This is a genomic window from Halomonas sp. EF61, from assembly GCF_040147045.1.
Classification (GTDB): Bacteria; Pseudomonadota; Gammaproteobacteria; order Pseudomonadales; family Halomonadaceae; genus Halomonas; species Halomonas litopenaei.
Window position 1 is genome coordinate 402979 of sequence record NZ_JAMSHM010000004.1, and the last position, 20885, is coordinate 423863.

The 20885-nt window shown below is 64.4% G+C and carries 19 protein-coding genes and 1 pseudogene; 12 read left to right on the top strand and 8 right to left on the bottom strand.

The genetic code is table 11. From position 1 onward, the window contains the following. Positions 1 to 368: 368 nt before the first annotated feature. Entirely contained in the window at positions 369 to 1853 is a 1485-nt protein-coding gene (locus tag NFI08_RS21375) for a YfcC family protein (RefSeq protein ID WP_286984860.1), read from the top strand. A 103-nt stretch (positions 1854 to 1956) separates the two neighbouring features. Here the strand turns inward: NFI08_RS21375 and NFI08_RS21380 are convergent, their stop codons facing one another. The 3 genes from NFI08_RS21380 to NFI08_RS21390 all read right to left on the bottom strand — a co-directional run bounded on the left by NFI08_RS21380 (position 1957) and on the right by NFI08_RS21390 (position 3641). Next, a complete protein-coding gene (locus NFI08_RS21380; RefSeq protein ID WP_108133227.1) occupies positions 1957 to 2292 on the bottom strand; it encodes a zinc ribbon domain-containing protein YjdM in 336 nt (111 codons plus the stop codon). 107 nt (positions 2293 to 2399) lie between these two features. Continuing rightward, positions 2400 to 3086 carry a hypothetical protein gene (locus NFI08_RS21385; RefSeq protein WP_286984861.1) on the bottom strand — a complete coding sequence of 229 codons (687 nt, stop codon included), beginning with the start codon at positions 3084 to 3086 and terminating at the stop codon, positions 2400 to 2402. A 75-nt stretch (positions 3087 to 3161) separates the two neighbouring features. Continuing rightward, positions 3162 to 3641, bottom strand: a complete 480-nt coding sequence (locus tag NFI08_RS21390; protein ID WP_286984862.1) for a YbhB/YbcL family Raf kinase inhibitor-like protein — start codon at positions 3639 to 3641, stop codon at positions 3162 to 3164. Positions 3642 to 3898: 257 nt separating this feature from the next. Here NFI08_RS21390 and NFI08_RS21395 point away from each other — a divergent pair, with 257 nt between their 5' ends. Both NFI08_RS21395 and NFI08_RS21400 read left to right on the top strand, forming a co-directional pair. Beyond that, positions 3899 to 4360 carry a flavodoxin family protein gene (locus NFI08_RS21395; protein ID WP_349591435.1) on the top strand — a complete coding sequence of 154 codons (462 nt, stop codon included), beginning with the start codon at positions 3899 to 3901 and terminating at the stop codon, positions 4358 to 4360. 468 nt (positions 4361 to 4828) lie between these two features. After that, the gene (locus NFI08_RS21400) at positions 4829 to 5359 is read left to right on the top strand and encodes a hypothetical protein (protein WP_108449036.1); all 531 of its coding nucleotides are present in this window, start codon (positions 4829 to 4831) and stop codon (positions 5357 to 5359) included. A gap of 97 nt (positions 5360 to 5456) precedes the next feature. Here NFI08_RS21400 and fadA read toward each other — a convergent pair whose 3' ends face one another. Further along, positions 5457 to 6635: an acetyl-CoA C-acyltransferase FadA gene (gene fadA, locus NFI08_RS21405; protein ID WP_045992964.1), complete on the bottom strand. Its 1179-nt coding sequence runs from the start codon at positions 6633 to 6635 to the stop codon at positions 5457 to 5459. A gap of 23 nt (positions 6636 to 6658) precedes the next feature. Further along, on the bottom strand, positions 6659 to 8818 hold the full coding sequence (gene fadB / locus NFI08_RS21410) for a fatty acid oxidation complex subunit alpha FadB (RefSeq protein WP_349591436.1): 2160 nt from the start codon (positions 8816 to 8818) through the stop codon (positions 6659 to 6661). A gap of 232 nt (positions 8819 to 9050) precedes the next feature. Between fadB and NFI08_RS21415 the strand changes: the two genes are divergently transcribed. Next, entirely contained in the window at positions 9051 to 10445 is a 1395-nt protein-coding gene (locus NFI08_RS21415; protein WP_349591437.1) for a DUF5924 family protein, read from the top strand. 148 nt (positions 10446 to 10593) lie between these two features. Continuing rightward, the gene (gene slyA / locus NFI08_RS21420) at positions 10594 to 11040 is read left to right on the top strand and encodes a transcriptional regulator SlyA (protein WP_045992966.1); all 447 of its coding nucleotides are present in this window, start codon (positions 10594 to 10596) and stop codon (positions 11038 to 11040) included. Positions 11041 to 11185: 145 nt separating this feature from the next. Here the strand turns inward: slyA and NFI08_RS21425 are convergent, their stop codons facing one another. Beyond that, entirely contained in the window at positions 11186 to 11716 is a 531-nt protein-coding gene (locus NFI08_RS21425) for a preprotein translocase subunit YajC (protein ID WP_349591438.1), read from the bottom strand. Between the two features lie 111 nt (positions 11717 to 11827). Here NFI08_RS21425 and NFI08_RS21430 point away from each other — a divergent pair, with 111 nt between their 5' ends. Next, positions 11828 to 12274 (top strand): universal stress protein, encoded by a 447-nt coding sequence (locus NFI08_RS21430; protein ID WP_045992968.1) that lies wholly within the window; start codon positions 11828 to 11830, stop codon positions 12272 to 12274. A gap of 191 nt (positions 12275 to 12465) precedes the next feature. On the opposite strand, the gene NFI08_RS21435 is transcribed toward NFI08_RS21430, so the two are convergent. Then, complete coding sequence (locus NFI08_RS21435; RefSeq protein ID WP_349591439.1) at positions 12466 to 14409, bottom strand: ATP-binding cassette domain-containing protein; 1944 nt, start codon at positions 14407 to 14409, stop codon at positions 12466 to 12468. A gap of 200 nt (positions 14410 to 14609) precedes the next feature. Here NFI08_RS21435 and NFI08_RS21440 point away from each other — a divergent pair, with 200 nt between their 5' ends. The 3 genes from NFI08_RS21440 (at position 14610) to NFI08_RS21450 (ending at position 17309) form a co-directional block, all read left to right on the top strand. Continuing rightward, positions 14610 to 15479: a TatD family hydrolase gene (locus NFI08_RS21440; protein WP_349591440.1), complete on the top strand. Its 870-nt coding sequence runs from the start codon at positions 14610 to 14612 to the stop codon at positions 15477 to 15479. Between the two features lies 1 nt (position 15480). Then, entirely contained in the window at positions 15481 to 15960 is a 480-nt protein-coding gene (locus NFI08_RS21445) for a hypothetical protein (protein ID WP_108133207.1), read from the top strand. A gap of 338 nt (positions 15961 to 16298) precedes the next feature. Further along, complete coding sequence (locus tag NFI08_RS21450) at positions 16299 to 17309, top strand: MBL fold metallo-hydrolase (RefSeq protein ID WP_349591441.1); 1011 nt, start codon at positions 16299 to 16301, stop codon at positions 17307 to 17309. A gap of 9 nt (positions 17310 to 17318) precedes the next feature. On the opposite strand, the gene NFI08_RS21455 is transcribed toward NFI08_RS21450, so the two are convergent. Continuing rightward, a complete protein-coding gene (locus tag NFI08_RS21455) occupies positions 17319 to 17873 on the bottom strand; it encodes an elongation factor P hydroxylase (RefSeq protein WP_108133205.1) in 555 nt (184 codons plus the stop codon). Between the two features lie 449 nt (positions 17874 to 18322). Here NFI08_RS21455 and NFI08_RS21460 point away from each other — a divergent pair, with 449 nt between their 5' ends. The 3 genes and pseudogenes from NFI08_RS21460 to NFI08_RS22925 all read left to right on the top strand — a co-directional run bounded on the left by NFI08_RS21460 (position 18323) and on the right by NFI08_RS22925 (position 20839). Continuing rightward, on the top strand, positions 18323 to 19762 hold the full coding sequence (locus NFI08_RS21460) for an MATE family efflux transporter (protein WP_231498674.1): 1440 nt from the start codon (positions 18323 to 18325) through the stop codon (positions 19760 to 19762). 2 nt (positions 19763 to 19764) lie between these two features. After that, positions 19765 to 20514: pseudogene (locus NFI08_RS21465) on the top strand (DUF3080 family protein); the annotation flags it as partial. 97 nt (positions 20515 to 20611) lie between these two features. Next, on the top strand, positions 20612 to 20839 hold the full coding sequence (locus NFI08_RS22925; protein WP_375038301.1) for a hypothetical protein: 228 nt from the start codon (positions 20612 to 20614) through the stop codon (positions 20837 to 20839). The last annotated feature ends 46 nt before the right edge of the window (positions 20840 to 20885 follow it).

Here is a 20885-nt window from a genome sequence, read left to right on the forward strand (position 1 = left end):
GGCAGGGCCGGCCGCTCGCTCAGTCGGCCTCCCGGCCGCCCTTTCAGCCGCCCTGTCAGCCGACCCCAGCGCCACTTCCTATTGCCCTGCACACGACAACCCTGCGCGTGTCTCGTCGTGCAGCGAGACCGCGTGTGGTGAAACATTGGCGTCGCCTCATTTCTTGAGCCAGGCCAGCAAATTTACCTCTCATCTCGCCGCATCGTCGCCGTCCTTGCAGCGGATCAAGCATTGTGCCGACCCAAGTCCCGACAGACTGTCGAGGCCCGTAGACTCGAAGACAGGCGGTCACACAAGGGCCGTCTGTCCCTGATCACACCGACAACAAAAGAGCCTACACCATGACCTTCTGAAACGAGGAAACCGAGATGGAAACGCAAGTGACCTCCTCCAAACGGCGCTCCAGCCTGCGCATGCCCACGGTCTATACCCTGCTCTTTGTGATCACCGCGCTGGTGGCGGTGCTGACCTGGGTCATGCCCGCCGGCAAGTACGACTACCATGTGGAAGGCAGCGATCAGGTCATTGCTGCCAGCGACGTGCTCGACTATCAGGGTGACGGCCGCCTGTTGCCGATTCCCGGCACCTACCAGGTGCTGGAAAGCTCCCCCCAGGGGCCGCTGGATGTACTGGTGGCACCGATCCAGGGATTCCACAAGGCCGTGGACGTTGCCCTGTTCGTGCTGGTCATCGGCGGCTTTCTGGCGGTGACGATGCGCTCGGGCGCCCTGGATGCCGGGATCGGCGCGGTGGTCGAGCGCTTTGGCGGGCGCGAGCAGTACCTGATTCCCGTACTGATGGTGCTGTTTGCCCTCGGCGGGTCCACCTACGGCATGGCCGAGGAAACGGTCGCCTTCTGGGCCATCATCCTGCCGGTGATCACCGCCGCCGGCTACGACCGCATGGTGGCCGCAGGCATCATCCTGCTCGGCTCCGGCACCGGTGTGCTGGCCTCCACCGTCAACCCCTTCGCCACCGGCATCGCCTCGGGCTTCGCCGGCCTGCCGATCGGCGCCGGCATCACGCTCAGGCTGGTGCAGTTCGTGATCCTGGTGTCACTGGCTATCTGGTTCGTGATGCGCTACGCCGCGCAGATCAAGCGCGACCCGCAGCGCTCGGTGCTGGCGGACCTGCAGCTGGCGGCCGCCCCTCAGGCCAAGGATGCCGCCTCGACCCAGGCGTTTACCCTGCGCCACAAGCTGACCATGACGGTGTTTTTCATGACCTTCGGGATCATGGTCTACGGCGTCGTGCCCTGGGAAGACATGGGCATTACGGCTTTTCCGACCCTGTGGTGGTGGTTCGATGAACTCTCCACCCTGTTCCTGAGCGCTGCCATCCTGATCGCCCTGATCAATCGACAGTCCGAATCCGACTTCATCGAGACCTTCCTCGATGGTGCCAAGGACCTGATCGGCGTGGCCCTGGTGGTGGCCGTGGCACGCGGCATCTATGTGGTGATGGACAACGGCGTGATCATCGACACCATCCTCAATTGGGCCGAAGGCGCGGTAGCCGGCCTGTCCTCGGGACTGTTCGTGGTGGTGGCCTACGTGGTCCACATCGTGCTGAGCTTCTTCATCCCATCGACCTCGGGGCTGGCCACGGTGTCCATGCCGCTGATGGCGCCACTGGCCGACTTCTCGGGCGTAGATCGCGAACTGGTGGTCACCGCCTTCCAGTCCGCCAGCGGCTGGATCAACATGTTCGCCCCCACCGCCGCCCATCTGGTCGCCGGACTGGCGCTTGCCAAGATACCCTACGAGCGCTTCGTCAAGTGGGCGCTGCCTTATATCCTGATGACCCTGGGAGTCACCACCGTGACATTGTTCGTGGGCGCCAGCCTCACCTGAGCACAGATCGCGTCAGGGCAACCAACGCAAGTCGAGCATAAAAAAACGCCAGCGCTTTCCAAGCGCTGGCGTTTGCTTTTGCACGACGCCTCAAGGGCCGCATTCAGGCCTTCTTGACGTACATCGACTTGAGCTTCATGGCACCGATGCCATCGATCTTGCAGTCGATGTCGTGGTCACCATCGACCAGGCGGATGTTCTTCACCTTGGTGCCAACCTTGACCACCGAAGAAGACCCCTTGACCTTCAGATCCTTGATCACGGTGACGCTGTCGCCGTCGCTCAGCACATTGCCGTGGGCGTCCCGCACCTGGTCACCGCTCTCATCGGGCTCGGCGTTCAACGACCATTCGTGGCCGCACTCGGGACAGACCAGGGAATGGCCATCCTCGTAGCCGTACGGGGACTCACAGGCGGGACAGGGGGGCAGGTCGCTCATGACACTCTCGCAGGTGGGAGAAGCGAAGACGGTACTCCGCCCCCCGCTGGATTGCCAGTCGTCCAATGGAAGGAGAGCCTTGTCAGGCGCTGTCTTCCTATTCCTCCCTATTCCTCCTTATCTTCCTTTTCCGCCTTTTCGCCCTCGCCTTGGGCCTGGCGCTCATGGATACGCTTGATATCGGCCTTCAGGGCCCGCCGCTGGCGGCGAGTACTGAACTGCAGAGTATCCCAGGTCTCGGGCACCAGGGTGCAGGAATCCTCGCTCTGGTGAAACACGAAACGCCGCTCGGCACCGATCGGCAGGTTCTCCGAACAGTAGGTGCCGATCACCCGTACACAGACGGCCTTGAATACCAGCCCATCCCGCGACTCGTCGATGTCGGCGATGGTGGTAATACGTTCCTTCAAGGCATTGAACGAACCGATATGAACGAAGCCACCGCTGTCCAGCGGACCCTGGTGGGTACAATGACTGGCGTTGTGGCCAGCTTCCTGCTGGTCTTCATCATCAAGATCCGCCTCGTGGTCACTGACATCCAGCGTCCAGTCTCCTTCCGAGGTCTCCAGCGTCATCATGATATGTTGCAAGTAGATGGGCTCGGCGCTCATGTTGCTGATCACGCACAGCGCATCCAGATTCTTTCGCTTGCCGCGATTGATGATCAGCCGGGGGCGACGCTGGCGGCGAAAGCCAAAGTACAGAAGCTGCGCGTAGATCAGCCAGATCATGAAGGAGCCGACGCTGGCCAGCGTCTGCAATACGTCCTTGTGGGCAGAAATCCATTCGTACATGGGCGTCATCCTTGAACGAGAAGCCCGTTAAAAACGGGCTTCAGTACGTCATGTTCTGATGGTGGCCGAGGCGCATCAGGCGTCGCGCTGATAGCTCCCCACCAGCCGATTCATGCCGAGCAGGTGGGGCTCGACCTCGGATAGCAGTTCATTCATGCCGAGGCCCTCCGGCAGGTTCGTCTCGGTGTCCAGCGCCAGTACCCAGAAGTAGTAGCGGTGCACGCCATGCCCTTCCGGCGGCATCGGACCATTGAAACCGAGGTTGCCGGCGTCGTTGATTCCTCGGGTGCCTTCCTCGGTGGACTCCTCCAGCGACGAGAGAGACGCCGGCAGGTTGTAGAGCACCCAGTGAACAAAGCCGTAGCATCCCTTCTGGACCAGCGGCGCGTCGGGGTCGTGACAGATGACCGCCACCGACTTGGTACCCTCGGGCAGGCCGTCCCAGGCCAGCGCCGGAGACAGGTCTTCTGCCTCCTGGGAGTGCCGTGCGGGGATGGCGCCATCATTGTCGAAGGCGGTGCTGGTCACTCTTAGCGAAGAAAGCGCAAAGGGCATGGTGATATCCTCCCTGGATCGAAATGGTTCACAATCTGCAAAGGGCGTCTGCGTGATGTTCATGCCACCGCTAGGCGATATTTCACCGCGGCAGCCATGTCCAGCCTTGACGAGTCGCCCCGGGCTGTCAAACCCGCATGTCTTTGACATGATGCTGATCCCCCATGGCTTCAAGGGGGCAGCCGGAAGATCGACGCACTGAACCGTCGCTCGCCGCTCTAGCCACCATCCTCGCACCAGCCTTGCCGGAGCCCTGCATGAAACGTCTGCTGATCGTCGCCCATGCACCCTCGCCCAACACCCTGGCACTAAGGGAAGCGGCCGAGCGTGGCGCCCGCCATCCGGACATCGACAGCGTGGACGTTCAGGTACTGGCGCCGCTTGATGCGGGCCCCGAGGATGTCAGGAAAGCGGACGCCATCCTGCTTGGCACCACCGAGAACCTCGGCTACATGAGCGGTGCCCTCAAGGACTTCTTCGATCGTAGCTACTACCCCGTGCTGGAACACACCCAGGGGCTGCCCTGCGTGCTGTACATCCGCGCGGGTCACGACGGCACCGGCACGCAGCGGGCGGTGGAAGGCATCGTCACCGGTCTGCGCTGGAAATGGGTCCAGGCGCCACTGGTACTGCGGGGTGAATGGCAGGACGACTTCACCCACCAGGTAGAAGAACTCGCCATGACCCTGGCGGCGGGGCTTGATGCGGGGATCGTGTAAGGCGCAGGCAAGAACCACCCATCGCCGCAAGCGGCGCCGACAGAGGCACCGTCCAGCACCATCCAGAATCGAGAAGCCCCCGCTACCGAGCCGCCGTCTGGTCAGCGCCTTGGCGCTATGCTCTGCCGGAGGAGACGTCCCAATAGACCTGACGTCGCGATCGACTCGCCGTCCCCTTGCTTGCCGCGGCGAACGGAAATGTCGCCAAGACCTCACAACTATGCACCATCACATCGCCAATGGCGCATTAGCTGGGTCGCATAAAGCCTCGGCATTGCCAGGCCACGATCCCTGTGGAGACACTCTCACCAACGTACAGATGGGCCTTTGGCAAGATGCCTGATGTCGCCCGGACTGTGCGTCACTCACTCGATACTCGTCCGTTCAAGGGATGCCGTAAATCACGGCGAGGTCGGGGTCTACAGGGAAGTACAACGGCTCCGGCCAACGGAGCCACAGGAGATGCGCATGGATGCACAGCAGACGCTGGAGGACCTACCGATCGAATTCGAAGGTCCCTCCTACACCGGTGATACTGTCTTTGGCTATCTGGTCATTGCGGTGTCGCTGATTGTCTTGATCATCGCCGTTCTCATCATCATTTTCGGCCCCGAGTACGTCAGCGTATCGATCGCCCGCGGCCCCACCTTCACCCAGTTCTGGCAGCTCTACCCGGGCCCCATCGCTACCGTCGCGGGGATCGTGACGCAGCTTGGCTGGATGTTGGTCAAAAAGCAGGATGAGGTATTGTCAGAGGAGGTCTTGGATCGTGTACGCCGGCTCCTCCCGGCCTCCGCCGAGATGCCCGAGGGCCATCGGTTCGTGTTGACCCACCTCACCGGACATCGCTACAGGGTGGAACTCGAGGAAGTGGTCGAACCATCGGACCAGCAGAACCCGCCGGACAACGTCGGTCAGATCGTGCCACTGGGACGAGGAGGCGCCATGGTGCGCCTCTGCCACGATCAGATGATGGCCACGGCAGCATCCAGCGGTTGAATGACTTGCGCGTGTACACTGCACTCTCGCAACAACGCCGGCACTGTCAGACAGTGCCGGCGTTTTCCGCTCTGCTCCGCCCGAAGGCGGCAAGAGTTCAGTCGAGGCGTTCGAACACGGTCGCCACGCCCTGCCCCATGCCGATACACATGGTGGCGAGACCCAGGCGGGTGTCCTGGCGCCGCATCACGTTCAGCAGGCTGTTGCTGATACGGGTGCCGGAGCAGCCCAGCGGGTGACCCAGGGCGATGGCGCCGCCGTGCAGGTTGACCTTCTCGTCCATCACGTCGAGCAGCCCCAGGTCCTTGAGCACCGGCAGCGCCTGGGCGGCAAAGGCTTCGTTGAGCTCCACCGTGTCGATGTCATCGATGCTCAGTCCCGCCGCCTTGAGCGCCTTCTGGGACGCCGGTACCGGGCCATAGCCCATGATCGAGGCGTCGCAGCCGGACACTCCGGTGGACAGCACCCGGGCAATCGGCGAAAGACCAAGGGCCTGGGCGCGTTCGTAGCTCATCACCAGCATGCCACTGGCGCCCACCGACAGTGCCGAGGAGGTGCCGGCGGTAACGGTGCCGCCACGCGGATCGAACACCGGCTTGAGGCCCGCCATGCTGTCCAGGCTGGCCTCGGGACGAATCACCTCGTCACGCTTGACCAGAATCCGGCGACCGTCGGCGTCATGGCCTTCCACACCGATGATCTCGCGGTCAAAGGCGCCGCTCTGCTGGGCCTCGTAGGCACGCTGGTGGGAGCGTACGCCGAAGCTGTCCTGCTGCTCGCGGGAGATGCTGTGCAGCTTGCCCAGCAATTCGGCGGTCATGCCCATCATCATCGCCGCCTTGGCGGCGTGCTTGCTGGCGCTGGGGTTGACGTCGATGCCGTGGGTCAGCGGGATGTGCTCCATATGCTCGACGCCACCGACCAGATAGACGTCACCCATGCCGGCCTTGATGTTGGCGGTGGCGATGTGCAGTGCGCTCATCGACGAGCCGCACAGGCGGTTGACCGTCTGGGCCGGCACGCTGCGCGGCATGGCGGTCATGATCTGGGCGTTGCGTGCGACGTTGAAGCCCTGCTCCAGGGTCTGGTTGACGCAGCCCCAGATAACGTCATCCACCTCGCCGGGATCAACGGCGGCGTTGCGCTCGAGCAGCGCATTCATCACCGCCGCCGACAGGTTCTCGGCACGCACGTGGCGGAAGCCACCGTTCTTGGCCTTGGCCATGGCGGTACGGGCACCATCGACCACCACCACATCTCTCGGGTTCAAGCTCATCTGTCTTCTCCTGTCTGGTGGGGTCACTTGGCGTCGGCGTAGAAGGTCTTGCCACTGTTGGCCATCTCACGCAGGCCATCAGTGGGCGCATAAAGCGGCCCGAGCTCCTCGGCCAGGCTGTCGGCCAGGGCGACGAATTCGGCCACGCCCATGGCATCGATATAGCGCAGTGCACCACCTCGGAAGGGAGGGAAGCCGATGCCGTAGATCAGCGCCATGTCGGCCTCGGCCGGGGTGCCGACGATGCCATCTTCGAGACAGCGCACGGTCTCCATGCACAGCGGCACCATCATCCGCGCGATGATCTCCTCGTCGGAGAACTCGCGGTTCTCGCTGACCACCTGCTTGACCAGCTCGATGGCGGCCTCGTCGCTGACCTTTCTGGGCTTGCCCTTGCGATCCTCTTCGTAGGCGTAGAAGCCCTTGGCGTTCTTCTGCCCCAGGCGATCGTTGTCGAACATCACCTGAATGGCGGTCTTGGCGTCACGCGCCATGCGGTCGGGGAAGCCTTCGGCCATCACCTCGTTGGCGTGCACCGCGGTATCCATGCCGACCACGTCGAGCAGATAGGCCGGGCCCATTGGCCAGCCGAACTTCTCCATCACCTTGTCGACGCGCTGGTAGTCGGCACCCTTTTCGACCAGCAGGCTGAAACCACCGAAATAGGGGAACAGCACGCGATTGACCAGGAAGCCCGGGCAGTCGTTGACCACGATCGGCGTCTTGCCCATGGCCTTGGCGTAGGCCACGGTGGCGGCCACGGCTGCGTCGCTGGTCTTCTCGCCACGGATGACCTCGACCAGCGGCATGCGGTGCACCGGGTTGAAGAAGTGCATGCCGCAGAAGTTCTCGGGACGCTTCAGGTTCTCGGCCAGTCGGGTGATCGAGATGGTCGAGGTGTTGGACGCCAGGATGGTGTTGTCGCTCACCTGCTGCTCGACCTCGCTGAGCACCGCACCCTTGACCTTGGGGTTCTCGACCACCGCCTCGACCACCAGGTCGACATTGTCGAAATCACCGTAGGACAGCGTCGGACGAATGTTGGCGAGCTTCTCGGCCACGCCTTCGACGGACAGCTTGCCGCGGGAGGCCTGCTTGCCGAACAGCTTGCGCGCCTCCTTGAGGCCCAGCTCGATGGCGTCTTCCTTGATATCCTTCATCAGGATCGGGGTGCCCTTGGAGGCGCTCTGGTAGGCGATTCCGCCGCCCATGATGCCGGCACCGAGCACCGCCGCCTGGCGCACCGGCTGCGCCTTGCTGGCGTACTTGCCGCCCTTCTTCTTGACCACCTGGTCGTTGAGGAACAGCCCGACCAGGTTGTAGCAGACGTCGGTCTTGGCCATCTTGCAGAAGGCCTTGGCCTCGATCGCCTGTGCCCGCGCACGACCTTCACCGGCGCCCTTCTGGATCACCTTGATCGCTTCCACCGGCGCCGGATAGTGCGGCCCGGCCTTGCCGGCGACATATCCCTTGGAGGTCTCGAACACCATCATCTGCTCGACCGGATTGAGGTTCAGCGCGGTGTTCTTTTCCTCGCGCCGGGCCTTGAAGTCGAGTTCGCCGGCGTTGGCTCGCGCCAGCATGTCGAGCGCCGCTGCCTCGAGGTCATCGGCGGGCACCACCGCATCCACGGCGCCGACCTTGAGGCAGGCGTCGGCACGGTTCTCGGTGCCGCCGGCGATCCACTCGATGGCGTTGTCGGCGCCGATCACCCTGGGCAGACGCACGCAGCCGCCCCAGCCGGGGACAATACCGAGCTTGGTCTCGGGCAGGCCGATCTTGGCCTCAGGCGTCATCACGCGGAAGTCGGTGGACAGCACCACCTCACAGCCGCCACCGAGGGCCAGGCCGTTGATCGCGCTGACCGTCGGGAAGGGCAGGTCCTCGAGGCCATTGAAGATACCGTGGACCTGCTCGAGCATGCCCTGGATCTCCGCCTCGTCCTTGCCGAACATGGCGTGAAACTCGGTGATGTCGGCACCGACGATGAAGGCGTCCTTGGCGCTTTTCAGCATCAGGCCCTTGACGCCGCTCTCGCCGCGTACCGCGTCCAGCGCTTCGCCCAGCTCCTTGATCACCGCGCCAGAGAGCTTGTTGACCGATTCATCCTTCAAGTCGAAGGTCAGAGTGGCGATATCGTCGCCATTGCGAGCCACCGAAATGGCATTGCCTTGATAGATCATCCACGCATCTCCACTGAAGTCATGCCGTGTCATCCGGAAAGGGCCCGACAATCGATGGGCCAGGCGACATTCATACGCCCGTTTGATTTCGCCAGCTTGGTGCAAAGATTCACTTCCGTCAACCCCTACCAATACCTTAGAGGGCTTGCGAGGCGTTGAAGCATGCAGCGGCGCTTCACCAGCGTTTAAGCATACTGATAGCATGCCCCTCCCAGCCGCCGCGGACCACGCCATGCCCTCCTCGCCCCCTCAGCGCACCACCCTCAACGCGACGCAGCGATTCATCGAGACCTGGGTAGCGCGTCTGCGGCCCTGGCACTGGCTCTGGCCACCGCTGGCCTTCGCTGCCGGTGTCGCCAGCTTCTTTCTGGTCGAGCGCCAGCAGTGGCTCGGCGTGCTGCTGGCCGGGGGCATGTTGCTGGCCTGGACCCTGCTGCTGTCGGAGAGCCTGATCGGACGCCTGATGGTGCGCCGCGGCTATCCTGCCCTGCCCCGTGGCGTCACCACCTTCATCGCCCAGATGATCCACCAGGAGACGCTGTTCTTCGCCTTGCCCTTTCTGGTCGCCACCACGGTGTGGAGCAGTGGTCAGGCGCTGTTCACCCTGTTCATGCTTGGCATGGCGGTGCTGTCCATCGTTGATCCGCTCTACTACCGACTGGCCGAACGCAAGCGCTGGCTCTACTTCGTGTTCCACGCCCAGTGCGTGTTCCTGGTGGTGCTGGTGACCCTGCCGCTGGTACTGCACCTGAGTACCGGTCAGAGCATGCTGGCGGCCGCCGTGGCCATGGTGGTATTCAGCCTGCCGAGTCTGTTGCATCTGCTGCGCCCCATGAGTCCTGCCCGCTGGCTGGCGATGTTCGCGCTGCTGCCGCTATTGGCCGGGGTTGCCTGGCTGGGCCGGGTGTGGGTGCCGCCGGCGACCCTGTGGTTGTCCGGCAGCGCCCTGTCGCCGGCCTTCGACGAGGCCGCACGCACGCCGCAGGGCTCCATGGCGCTGACACCGGAGGCGCTGTCGTCCCGAGGGCTCTATGCCTACACCGCAATCCATGCGCCACGCGGCTTGAAGGAAGAGGTGGTACACGAGTGGCGCCACGAGGGAGAACTCGTCGACCGCATCGCGCTGAATATCTACGGCGGACGCGCCGAGGGCTATCGCGCCTGGACCCGCAAGCAGAACTTCCCCGAGGCCAGCAGCGGCAGCTGGCGCATCGATGTGATGACCGCCGGCGGCCAACGTATCGGCGTACTGCGCTTCGAGGTTGCCGAAGACCCTGGGGCGGCGACCACCGCCGACGCCAGCATCGATACCCAGGCGGGCATTCCCGGCCTCAGGCTACGCTGGTTGACCGCCCGCCCCGAGGGACAGCAGGAGACATCGGACATGGCATCCGACAAGGCACGCCAGCAAGAGCCGCCGAATCACGAGGAGCCAGCCCCTGCTGAAGAGGATGCGGAGGGTGAGCCGAAAGATGACACGGGACAAAGCGGCGAGACGAGGGAGAGCAATTCGGCAGGCGAGCAGCCGGCCGAACAGAAAGGTGATCGCGAGGGCAAGGAGGAGCAAGCGCCGCAAGCAGACGATGAAGGGGAACACGACAACGGTGAGACAGGGCGTGAGTCGTGAGTCGCGAACGAGCGACAGCCAGGGAGCGGCTGTACCCCCGAAGAGTGAAGAATAGGCGCAGTTTCGAAGCAAAGGAGGGAGTTGGCTTGCATTACCGCCGCTGCGTTCGGACAATCAAATCATTTGCAGCCTTGCGATCTTGATCACTATGAACGAGAACATCGGATTTCAACTGTCTCGGGCACCACGCATCTGGCGTGCGGTGCTCGATCAGCGCCTCGCACCGTTGGGACTGACCCAGACGCGGTGGGTGACGCTCTATCACCTGTGGCGCATGCCGGACGGGCAGCCCCAGTGCGACCTGGCGCGGGCCATCGGCGTCGAGGCGCCGTCGCTGGTCAGGACGCTGGATCAGCTTTGCGAGCAGGGCCTGGTCGAGCGCTGTCCCTGTGACCAGGATCGCCGCACCAAACGCGTGCACCTGACCAAGCAGGCGACGCCTCTGCTCGAGAAGATCGATGCCATCGTGCAACAGGCCAGGGAAGAGATGCTCAAGGGGCTGGACGAGCAGGAACAGGAAAGACTCAGCGACATGCTCAGCCGCATCGAGGCCAACGGTCAGGCCTTGCTGACGCCGGACGATTGCCAGCGCTGACACCTGAGCACGACGAGCCCAGCAAGAGCCTCGCCGAGATCGCCTTCAGGGCCCACCCTGACACCTGGGCCGGATACCCAGCCTGACGCAGCCCTGTTCGATCCTGGGTGGTCGATCGCCATCGTCCATTGTCGAGCCGCCAATATCAGGGCGGCGAGTTCGGCAAATTGGCGGCGGGACGATCCGGACGTCCCTGCAGGGCGTCGCGTAGCGCCGTCGCAGGCGCCGCCAGGCTGCCGAAGGCGTCGGCCTCCAGCGACTCTTCCCACCACAGCGTCAAGGCCTTGTCGCTGGATTCGACCACGCAGGCGTCCTCGGGCAACTGGGTCAGCAGACGCGACAGTCGCGCATTGATCACCGATGGCAACGGCTCCAGCGGCTGAATCCGCCAGCGCCAGCCATTGTCGTAGTCGAACGACTTGAGCGCCTCGCTGGCACGTTCTGTGCGTACCAGCACAAAACGTGGGCCAGGCCGCTGACTCGGATAGACCCAGCGATAGGCCGCCATCTTGTCGGTCTCGCCGTGCAGCGGTGGCGTCTCCAGCTTGACGCTGGCCCCCGCCTCGATCGCCACCTGGCGCAACGCCCCCTGACGACGCTCTCGGGCGGTGGGCCGCAGCCACATGGCCGGGGCAAAGACCATTCCCACCACCCCCAGGATCAGCAGCCACAACATACGGTTTCCTCAGAAAAATCGTTGATCATCAGCATTGTTTTGACGGGACTGGCGGCCTAGAGTGGAAGCACAGACCTTTTCTCAACCGACCGCCGCTGGAGGCGTAGTCCCGTGAGCAATGAATATCGTCATGTGCTGGTGGCCGTGGACCTCACCAAGGACTCCCACAAGATCCTCGAACGCGCCCTGCAGATCGCCGATCGCAACCACGCGAAGCTGTCGATCATGCATACGCTGGAGCCCCTCGGCTTTGCCTACGGGGGCGACATCCCCATGGACCTGACCAGCATCCAGGACCAGTTGGACGACCATGCCAAGCAGCGCCTGGCCGAGATCGCCGATGCCCACGTGGCGCGAGACGACCAGCACGTGGTCGTCGGCATGCCCGATACCGAGATCCATCGCTTCGCCGATGAACACGACGTCGACCTGATTGTGGTCGGCTCCCACGGCCGTCATGGCTTTGCGCTGCTGCTCGGCTCCACCTCCACCGGCGTGCTCCATGGTGCTCAGTGCGACGTACTGGCCGTGCGCGTCGGCAAGGAAAGCGAAGAGTAACCCCAGCGGTTGACCGGATCGCACCTCGCGGCAACCGGATCGCGCCCACTGCCCCGTTCATTCCCGGGAGCTTGCCCTCGCCCGTCCACCCAAGCGGTGGACGGGCGAGCTTTTTTCGCAAGACACCTTTCGCAAGGCGCCTATCGAGCGACTCCTCGGTACCACGCAAAGGGGCCAGAGCGCGTCCGGGTCTACTCGCCGGCGGCCATTGCCTCGAGTTCCATCCAGCGCTCCATGACCGCGTCGAGGCGTTCCTGAGTCTCCTGCAGCAACGCCAGCCGCTCGGTGACCACACCGGATGGCTGCTGGTAGAAGTCGGGCTTGCCCGCCTCCGCCTCGAGCTCGGCCACCTCAGACTCCAGCCGTTCGATCTCCGCCGGAAGGCCATCGAGCTCCCGCTGCAGCTTGTAGGATAGCTTGACCGGCTTGGCCTTGGCTGGCGCTGCGGCCGTGTCCGCCGTATCCGTCTTGCTGGATGTCGGCGCCGGTGCCGCGTCATCCGCTGTCGGCTCCACCCGCTGGCGCGCCGCACCCTCCCAGGGCGCCGGCGGCAACTTGCCGCCCTGGCGGACCCAGTCGCTGTAGCCACCGACGTACTCGCGTACCTGCCCCCTGCCTTCGAAGGCCAGCACGCTTGTCACCACGTTGTCCATGAAGGCGCGGTCGTGTGATACCAGCAACAGGGTGCCGTCGAAGTTGAGCAACAATTCCTCGAGCAGCTCCAGGGTCTCGACGTCCAGGTCATTGGTCGGCTCATCGAGCACCAGCACGTTGGCCGGCTGGGTGAACAGCTTGGCCAGCAGCAGGCGGTTGGACTCGCCCCCGGACAGTGCCTTGACCGGCTGACGCGCACGCTCCGGCGAGAACAGAAAGTCCTGCAGGTAGCTCATCACGTGGCGGTCCTTGCCACTCACCGTGACCCGATCACTGCCCTGGGCCACGTTGTCGTAGACGGTGCGCTCAGGCTCGAGCCCGGCCCGAAGCTGGTCGAAGTAGGCGACCTGTAGCTTGGTCCCCAGTCGCACCGTGCCTTCGCTCGGCTCGAGTTCGCCCAGCAGGATCTTCAACAGGGTGGTCTTGCCGGCGCCATTGCGCCCGATCAGACCGATACGATCCCCACGCTGAATCTCGATATTCAGGTCACGGATGACCGTCGCATCCTCGAAGTGCTGGGTGACGTGAGACAGCTCCACCACCCGCTTGCCGCTGCGTTCGCCGGTATCTACCGTCAGCGAAGCATTGCCCTGGCGCTCGCGCCGCTGGCTGCGTTCGCGGCGCAACTGCTGGAGCGCCCTCACCCGTCCTTCGTTGCGCGTACGTCGGGCCTTAATCCCCTGACGAATCCAGGCTTCTTCCTGGGCCAGTTTCTTGTCGAACTCGGCGTTCTCCCGGGCCTCGACCTCAAGCTCGTGCTGCTTCTGGGCCTGGTAGGTGGCGTAGTCACCGGGATAGCGCCCGAGCTTGCCACGATCCAGCTCGAGGATGCCGGTAGCCAGACGCGACAGAAAGGCGCGGTCGTGGGTGATGAACAGCACCGCTCCGGCAAAGGCGGCAAGCTGTTCCTCGAGCCAGGCGATGGTGTCCAGGTCCAGGTGGTTGGTCGGCTCATCGAGCAGCAGCAGATCAGGTTCGGCGACCAGCGCCCGAGCCAGCGCCACCCGCCGGCGCCAGCCGCCCGACAGCGAGGACATCTCGGCGTCTTCGGGCAGCCCCAGGCGGGTCAGCACCACATCGATCCGCTGGTGGAACGACCAGCCGTCGATGGCCTCCAGCCGCGTCTGCAGCGTGGCCATGCGGTTCATGTCCGGATCCTCGGACTGCACCAGATGGTGATACTCGGACAGCAGATCGCCGGCCTCGGGCAGGCCCTGGGCCACCACATCAAAGATGGTCTCGCCGCTGGCCTCCGGCAGGTCCTGCTCGAGCACCCCGATCTTGAGGCCTGGGGCGCGCCAGATGGTGCCGCTGTCGGCCTGATTCTCGCCCGCCACCAGTCTCAGCAGCGTGGACTTGCCGGTGCCATTGCGGCCCACCAGCGCCAGCCGCTCTCCCCGCTCGAGCACCAGGTCGGCACCGTCGAGCAATACATGGTGGCCATAGGCCAGTTGCAACTGCTCCAGTCGTAGCAGGGTCACGCTTCACCTCTTCGCTTGATCATCGCGACAGTGTACCTCATGCCCCCCTCATGCTGGCATGACCGATCCCACCTGAGAGTCAAAATCAGAGACCACGCGATCAGCGACATGGCCACCTCGAGCACCGCACCACGTGGTTGTGCCGCCGACACAAAGGTACAATGCGCCTCCATCGATATAGCCGCCCCAAGGAGACCGCGTTGTCCGTCCCAGACAAGCCTGCCCCAGACGAGACGCTGCCGAACCCGCTGCCGGAGCCGCTGCGCTTTCACTCGCCTGCCCCTCTGGTCGACATCGGCGCCAACCTGACCCACGAGAGCTTTACCCACGATATCGATGCCACCCTCGCCCGTGCCCGCGCGGCCGGCGTCGAGACGCTGATTCTCACCGGTACCGATCGTGAGCATGCCGAACAGGCGGTGGCCCTGTGCCAGGCCCACGAAGGCCTTTACGCCACCGCCGGCATTCACCCGCACCAGGCCAGCGAATGGGGTCCGGAGCTCGAAGCCGCCATGGCCGAGCTACACCAAAAGCCCCAAGTGGTCGCGGTGGGAGAATGTGGCCTCGACTTCAATCGCAACTTCTCGACCCCGGCCGAACAGGAACGCGCCTTCGAGGCGCAACTCGCCCTGGCTGCCGAGTCGGGGCTGCCATTGTTCCTGCACGAGCGCGACGCCGGTGCCCGAATGCGTGACATCCTCGGCGCCTGGCGAGATGATATTTCACGGGCGGTGATTCATTGCTTCACCGCGGATCGCGAGACGCTCCACGGCTACCGGGATCTTGACCTGCACATCGGCCTGACCGGCTGGATCTGCGACGAGCGCAGGGGCCATCATCTACGTGATCTGGTGGGCGATATCGCCGCCAATCGACTGATGGTGGAGACCGACTGTCCCTACCTGTTGCCGCGTAATCTGCCGGCCAAGCTCAAGGGGCGCCGCCACGAGCCGGCGCTGCTGCCCTGGATCGTGCGAGAGATCGCCCACTGGCGCGGCGAAAGCGAAGCTGAGCTTGCCGCCAGCAGCACCGCGACGGCCCGCGCCTTCTTCGATATCAAGGAGTCCTGACATGGGCGACATGCCTGCCTTTATCGCCGTGGAGACCGGCGGCGACGGCGATCTGCCCCTGGCCATCGCCTGGAGCCTCGACGATGGCCGCATCAAGCACACCCTGATCCAGCCCGACGAGGACTGGCTCGATGCCGAGACGGTGTCCCTCGGCGACTACAGCCGCGAGGAGCTGGCCAGCATCGGCGTGAGTCCGCTGGACGTGATCCGTGAACTGGAAACCGATCACTTCAATGCCACCCTGCTGACCGCCGGCGTATTCGACGACGAGGCGGCCATCTCACGGCTGTTCGACACCTACGGTCTCGACCCCTTCGTCGAGCTGGCCCCGGCAGAATCCCTCTATCCCGACCTGGATCCTGGCGAGTGGGCGCGCGCCCGCAACGAGCTGTTTGCCGAACTGGGCCTCGAGCCCATGCGTCCGGAGCAGGAGGTAGAGGTAATGTTGCATCTGCACAAGCGACTCAGCGACAGCGATTGAGTCCGCAAACGAAATGCGACCGCTGACGGTGCGACTGGACCGTCAGCCCTCCCGCCAGTCCTCCCGCCAGCCCTACCAGCAGCCCTCCCACCAGCCCACTCATAGCTCCATACCCTGTTGCCAGGGCTTCAGGCGTTCGCGCGAACTATCGCTTGGTCACGAAGCAGTACCGCCCCTCCGGGCGCGAAGCAAAGCAGCGGCTGGCGTCACCCCCGCGTGGTGGTCGCGGTATACCTTGGTCGACTGGTCTCCTCCCTCCTCTCGGGCCAGGCTTGTTCTTCCCAAAAAATCGAACTTAAGTGCGCCATACGAACAACAAGCTTCGAGAGAGTGAGCCCATGCCCATTGCCACGAACATTGCCACGACCATTACGACGACCATTGCCACGTCTTGTGCCCAGCCCCGGCGTCTTGCCGGCCCCCGACCTGCCCCCCGCGCCATCGCCACCTTCCTGGCGCTGGCCAGCGCAGCCCTTTTCAGCGCAACCCTGTCCACCTCCGCCCAGGCCGACACCAGTATCGTGATGCTGGGCACCGGCACCCCGGTACCCGACGGGGAGCGGGCCGGTTCGGGGGTCGCGGTCATCCATGATGGCGAGGCCTATCTCTTCGATGTTGGCCCCGGCGTCGTCGAGCGCGCCAGCCAGGCCCAGGAGCGAATGGGCATCGAAGCGCTCGCCCCGGTGAACATCGAGCGGCTGTTTCTGACCCACCTCCACAGCGACCATGTACTGGATTACCCGGAACTGCTCGGCACCTACTGGTGGCGCCGCGAACAGCCCATCTCGGTGGTCGGCCCGGTGGGTACCGAGGCCATGAGCCAAGGGGTCTACACCATGCTGGCCGAGGACACCAATACGCGCCTGGCCGACAAGAGTCCTGTCACCAATCCAGCGGCGGCCAGGGCCCTGGTGACCGAAATCGAGAAGGAGGGGCTGGTCCACGAGTCACCCGGCATCAGCATCCACGCCTTCGGGGTAACTCATGGAGACTGGGAGCAGGCCTACGGCTACAAGGTCGTCACCGATGACCTGACCCTGGTGATCTCGGGTGACACGTCGCTTTCCGAGGAAGTGCGTCGCCAGGCAAGCGGCGCAGACGTACTGATCCACGAGGTGATCAGCCGTCAGGGGTGGGAACAACTGTCACCGCAGTGGCAGGCCTACCATCAATACGCCCACACGCTGAGCGATGAACTGGCAGAGTTGGCCCGGGAAGCGCGTCCCGGCACCCTGGTGCTGACCCATGTTCTGCACTACTCGGCCCCGCGGGAGAGCGTGCTTGACGAGGTTCGAGCCGACTATGATGGCAGGGTGCTGCTACCCGATGATCTTGACGTCATCGAGTGACCGACGCCATCAGGCGATGGCAGGCTCGAGCTGCTCTCGTCCAAGCTCGATCGCCTCGCTCAACGCCAGCCCTTGCCGATAGAAGCCGCGCAGCGCCGCTTCGAAGGCTGCCGCACGGCGCGGCAGTCCTTCGTCACGGTAACGGCGGGCACGCTCGGCCACCCGTCGGGCGAAGCCTTCGCGATCGACCTCCACCTCGCCGAGGTTGTCGACGCTGACGTGAAAGGTCAGCCCGGCCGCCTCGCTGAAGATGCGCTCCAGCGCCTGGGGCGCCACCTCGACCTTCTCGAAGGCCTGCTGCTGCATCTCGCTGCGACCGTCAGGCTCGTACCAGTAGCCGTAGTCTTCCAGCAGTCGCCGACGCGGCCCGGCGATACACCAGTGACTGACCTCGTGCAGAACGCTGGCAAAAAAGCCCCGTGCGAAGATCACCCGATGCCAGGGCACCTGATCGTCGGCGGGCAGATACAATGGCTCATCACCGCCACGCACCAGACGGGTATTGCAGGGGCCCAGAAACAGCCCATCGAACAGTTCGATCACGTCTTCCAGGCGGTGCTCCACGAGGGCTCCTTCACGTCGGGCGTTTGACTAAAGCGGCGGCGGGTTGTTGACCAACGCCACTACCGAGCGATGTTGGCGAGGGCGCTTGCCAAGGGCGCCTGCCGACAACGATTGCCGAACCCGCCTGGCGAGAACAGTGGCCGATGCCGATTGGCGCGAGCCGGCAAGGATACCAAGGCTTGGCGCACAGCCAAACTCTCGAAGCGTTCGATTCTGGCGACATCGGTGGTTTGATTGACCAGACACCGATGACAGCGCTCGGCCTTGGCGCACTGGCAACTGGCCGCGCGGCGCCAAGATGGTGCATCGCTGGTACACTCTCACGGTACCCCGTGTCCCGAGTCGGCGCCTGCCCGGCGATCACCTCTTGGCCGTCTGTCCCGACAGCGGCCCGCTGACTCAAGGCACCAGGGCAAGAAGCCCGTATTCTCTGCATGGAGCCCACCAACGTGCGTCCTTTCCCCACCGGCCTCGGCGCCACCAGCCGCCGCGAGAGCTGGCCCTTGATCCGTCTGGCATTGCCCATCTGTGGCGCCCAATTGGCCCAGGCCGGCATGAGCGTCGTCGATATCATGATGACTGGCCGCCAGAGCGCCACCGACCTCGCCGCGGTCTCCGTCGGTGCAAGTCTGTGGATGCCCTTGATGCTGTTCATGACCGGTACCCTGATGGGGCTGACGCCGATCGTCGCCCAGCTGCTGGGGGGCGGGCGCCAGGCGGGCATTCGCCCCAACGTGCACCAGGCGCTGTGGGTGGGCCTGGTACTGGGGCTGGTCTCGGCGCTGCTGCTGCGCCTTGCGGTGGCGCCGGTATTCGCCTGGATGGAGGTCCCCCCCGAGGTAGCCGAACGCGCTCGTGACTATGTTGGCGCAGTGGCTTTCGGAATGCCCGGCGTCGCCATCTTTCTGGCGCTGCGAGCGTTCTCCGACGGGGTCAATCATACCCGACCGGCGCTGTGGATCAGCCTGATCGGGCTTGCCGTGAATATTCCCAGCAACTATGTGCTGATCTACGGTGGCGACGGTTTTACTCGCCTGCTGGGCGACGCCACCCCCGGCTGGTTGGCCGACCTGCCGGCACTGGGCGCCTATGGCTGCGGCATCGCCACCGCCATCGCCATGTGGGTGATGACCCTGGCGATGGTCCGTTACACCCAGAAGAGCCGCGCCTATGGCAGTATCGAGCTGTGGCACTCGCCCACCCGTCCGAACCCGCGGATGATCGCCGAACTGCTCTACGTAGGCGTTCCCATCGGTGTGGCGATCTTTGTCGAGGTCACCCTGTTCACCCTGATCGCGCTGTTTATCGCAAGCCTCGGCGAGATCGTGGTGGCCGCTCACCAGGTGGCGCTCAACTACACCTCGGTACTGTTCATGCTGCCGCTGTCACTGGGTATGGCCTTGACGGTGCGGGTCGGCAACACCCTCGGCGGTGGTGACCCTCGGCTGGCGCGACTGGTAGCCTGGAACGGCATCCTGATCGCGCTACTGGTGGCGCTGTTCAACAGCCTGCTGCTGTGGCTGACGGCGGAGACCATCGTCGGACTCTACACCCATAACGTCGAGGTCCAGGCACTGACCCTGTCGCTGGTGGGGCTGGCGATGCTCTATCAGGTATCGGATTCCCTGCAGGTGGCCCTCGCCGGCGCCCTGCGCGGCTACAAGGATACCCGGGTGATCATGTTCATCACCCTGCTGGCGTACTGGCTGGTCGGCCTCGGCGGCGGCCACCTGCTGGGACGCTACGGGGTTGGCGACTGGATCGAGCCGATGGGGGTACACGGCTACTGGATCGGGCTGATCGCGGGGCTGACCGTCGCCGCGCTGCTGCTCGGTGAGCGCTTCCGGCGCAAGGCCCGAAGCGTTGCCAGGCGTGCGGAGGACGGCTGAGCATGAACGGCTTTCGTCCTGGCCGGTGGCGACCGCTGCTGCTCGCCTCCTGCCTGTCGCTGCTGGTGGGCTGTGGCGACTCGGCGCTGGAACGTGATCTGCTGGCCTATCAACAGCGGCTAGCCGAGGCACTCGACCAGCCACCACCGGAGCCCGCGCCGGTGGCCAACATCGGCGACTTCCCCGAACGCCGTCAGTTGACGCTCGAGATCCCGCCGATCAGGGAAGGCATGCTCGACGTCTTTGCCCTGCGCGGCTGCCATATCGCCAACCTGGTCGCCGAGCGCAACAACCAGCTTGGCAAGACCGCCGCCCCCAGCCAGCGCTGGCTCTACGAGCTGCGTCTGTGGCGCCGCCTCAGCGCCTGCTGGAACGCCGAGGCCGCCGACGCCCTGGCCGAGGGTGACCGCCAGCGTCTGGCTCGCCTGACCGACATCAAGACACGCCAGCTGCCGCTGGCCAGCTACAACGCCCTGGTCTCCTCCGAGGAGTGGACCGGCAGCTTCTCGCGGGCAAGCTCCCCCCTGCCTCTCGACGAACTCTCGGCGGTCGACGAGCAGCTTGCGGCGCTTGGCTATCTGAACGAAGCGGTCATCCACCAGTTCGACCGCCAGTGGACGCCAGAGTCCGGGCCACTGGAACAGGCGCTTGCCACCCTGCGGGATCGTCCACTGAGTGCCGAGCTGATGCGCGCCCTGATGCTGGCAAGCCAACGCCTCGAGGAAGCCAGTCGACTGCTTGAGAGCGCCCTCGCCTCCCGCCATGGCTCAGACGACGACCGGACCGGCGCTGATGCGGCATGTTCACAGACGACGACGCTGCCCGAGGAAGGCGACACCCTAGCGTCACTTGAGCGCCTCGAGACGCAGGCGCTACGCTGGTTCGCTGGCATGGACCGACTGCTGGACGCCCATGTGGCGGGCAGCCAGGCCTTTCAGGACTACCGCCGGCAATGGCTCGACCTGGACAGCGAAACCACGCCACTGGCAAGTTTCGTGCGCGTACGAGACGATCACCTGTGGTTGCGTCAGCAATGGCGTCAACGCTGTGATACCCACGAGGACTTACGCTAGTTGATGAGTCTGTGCTATTGATGAGAACAGGGACGTAGAGCGCAGCGTCC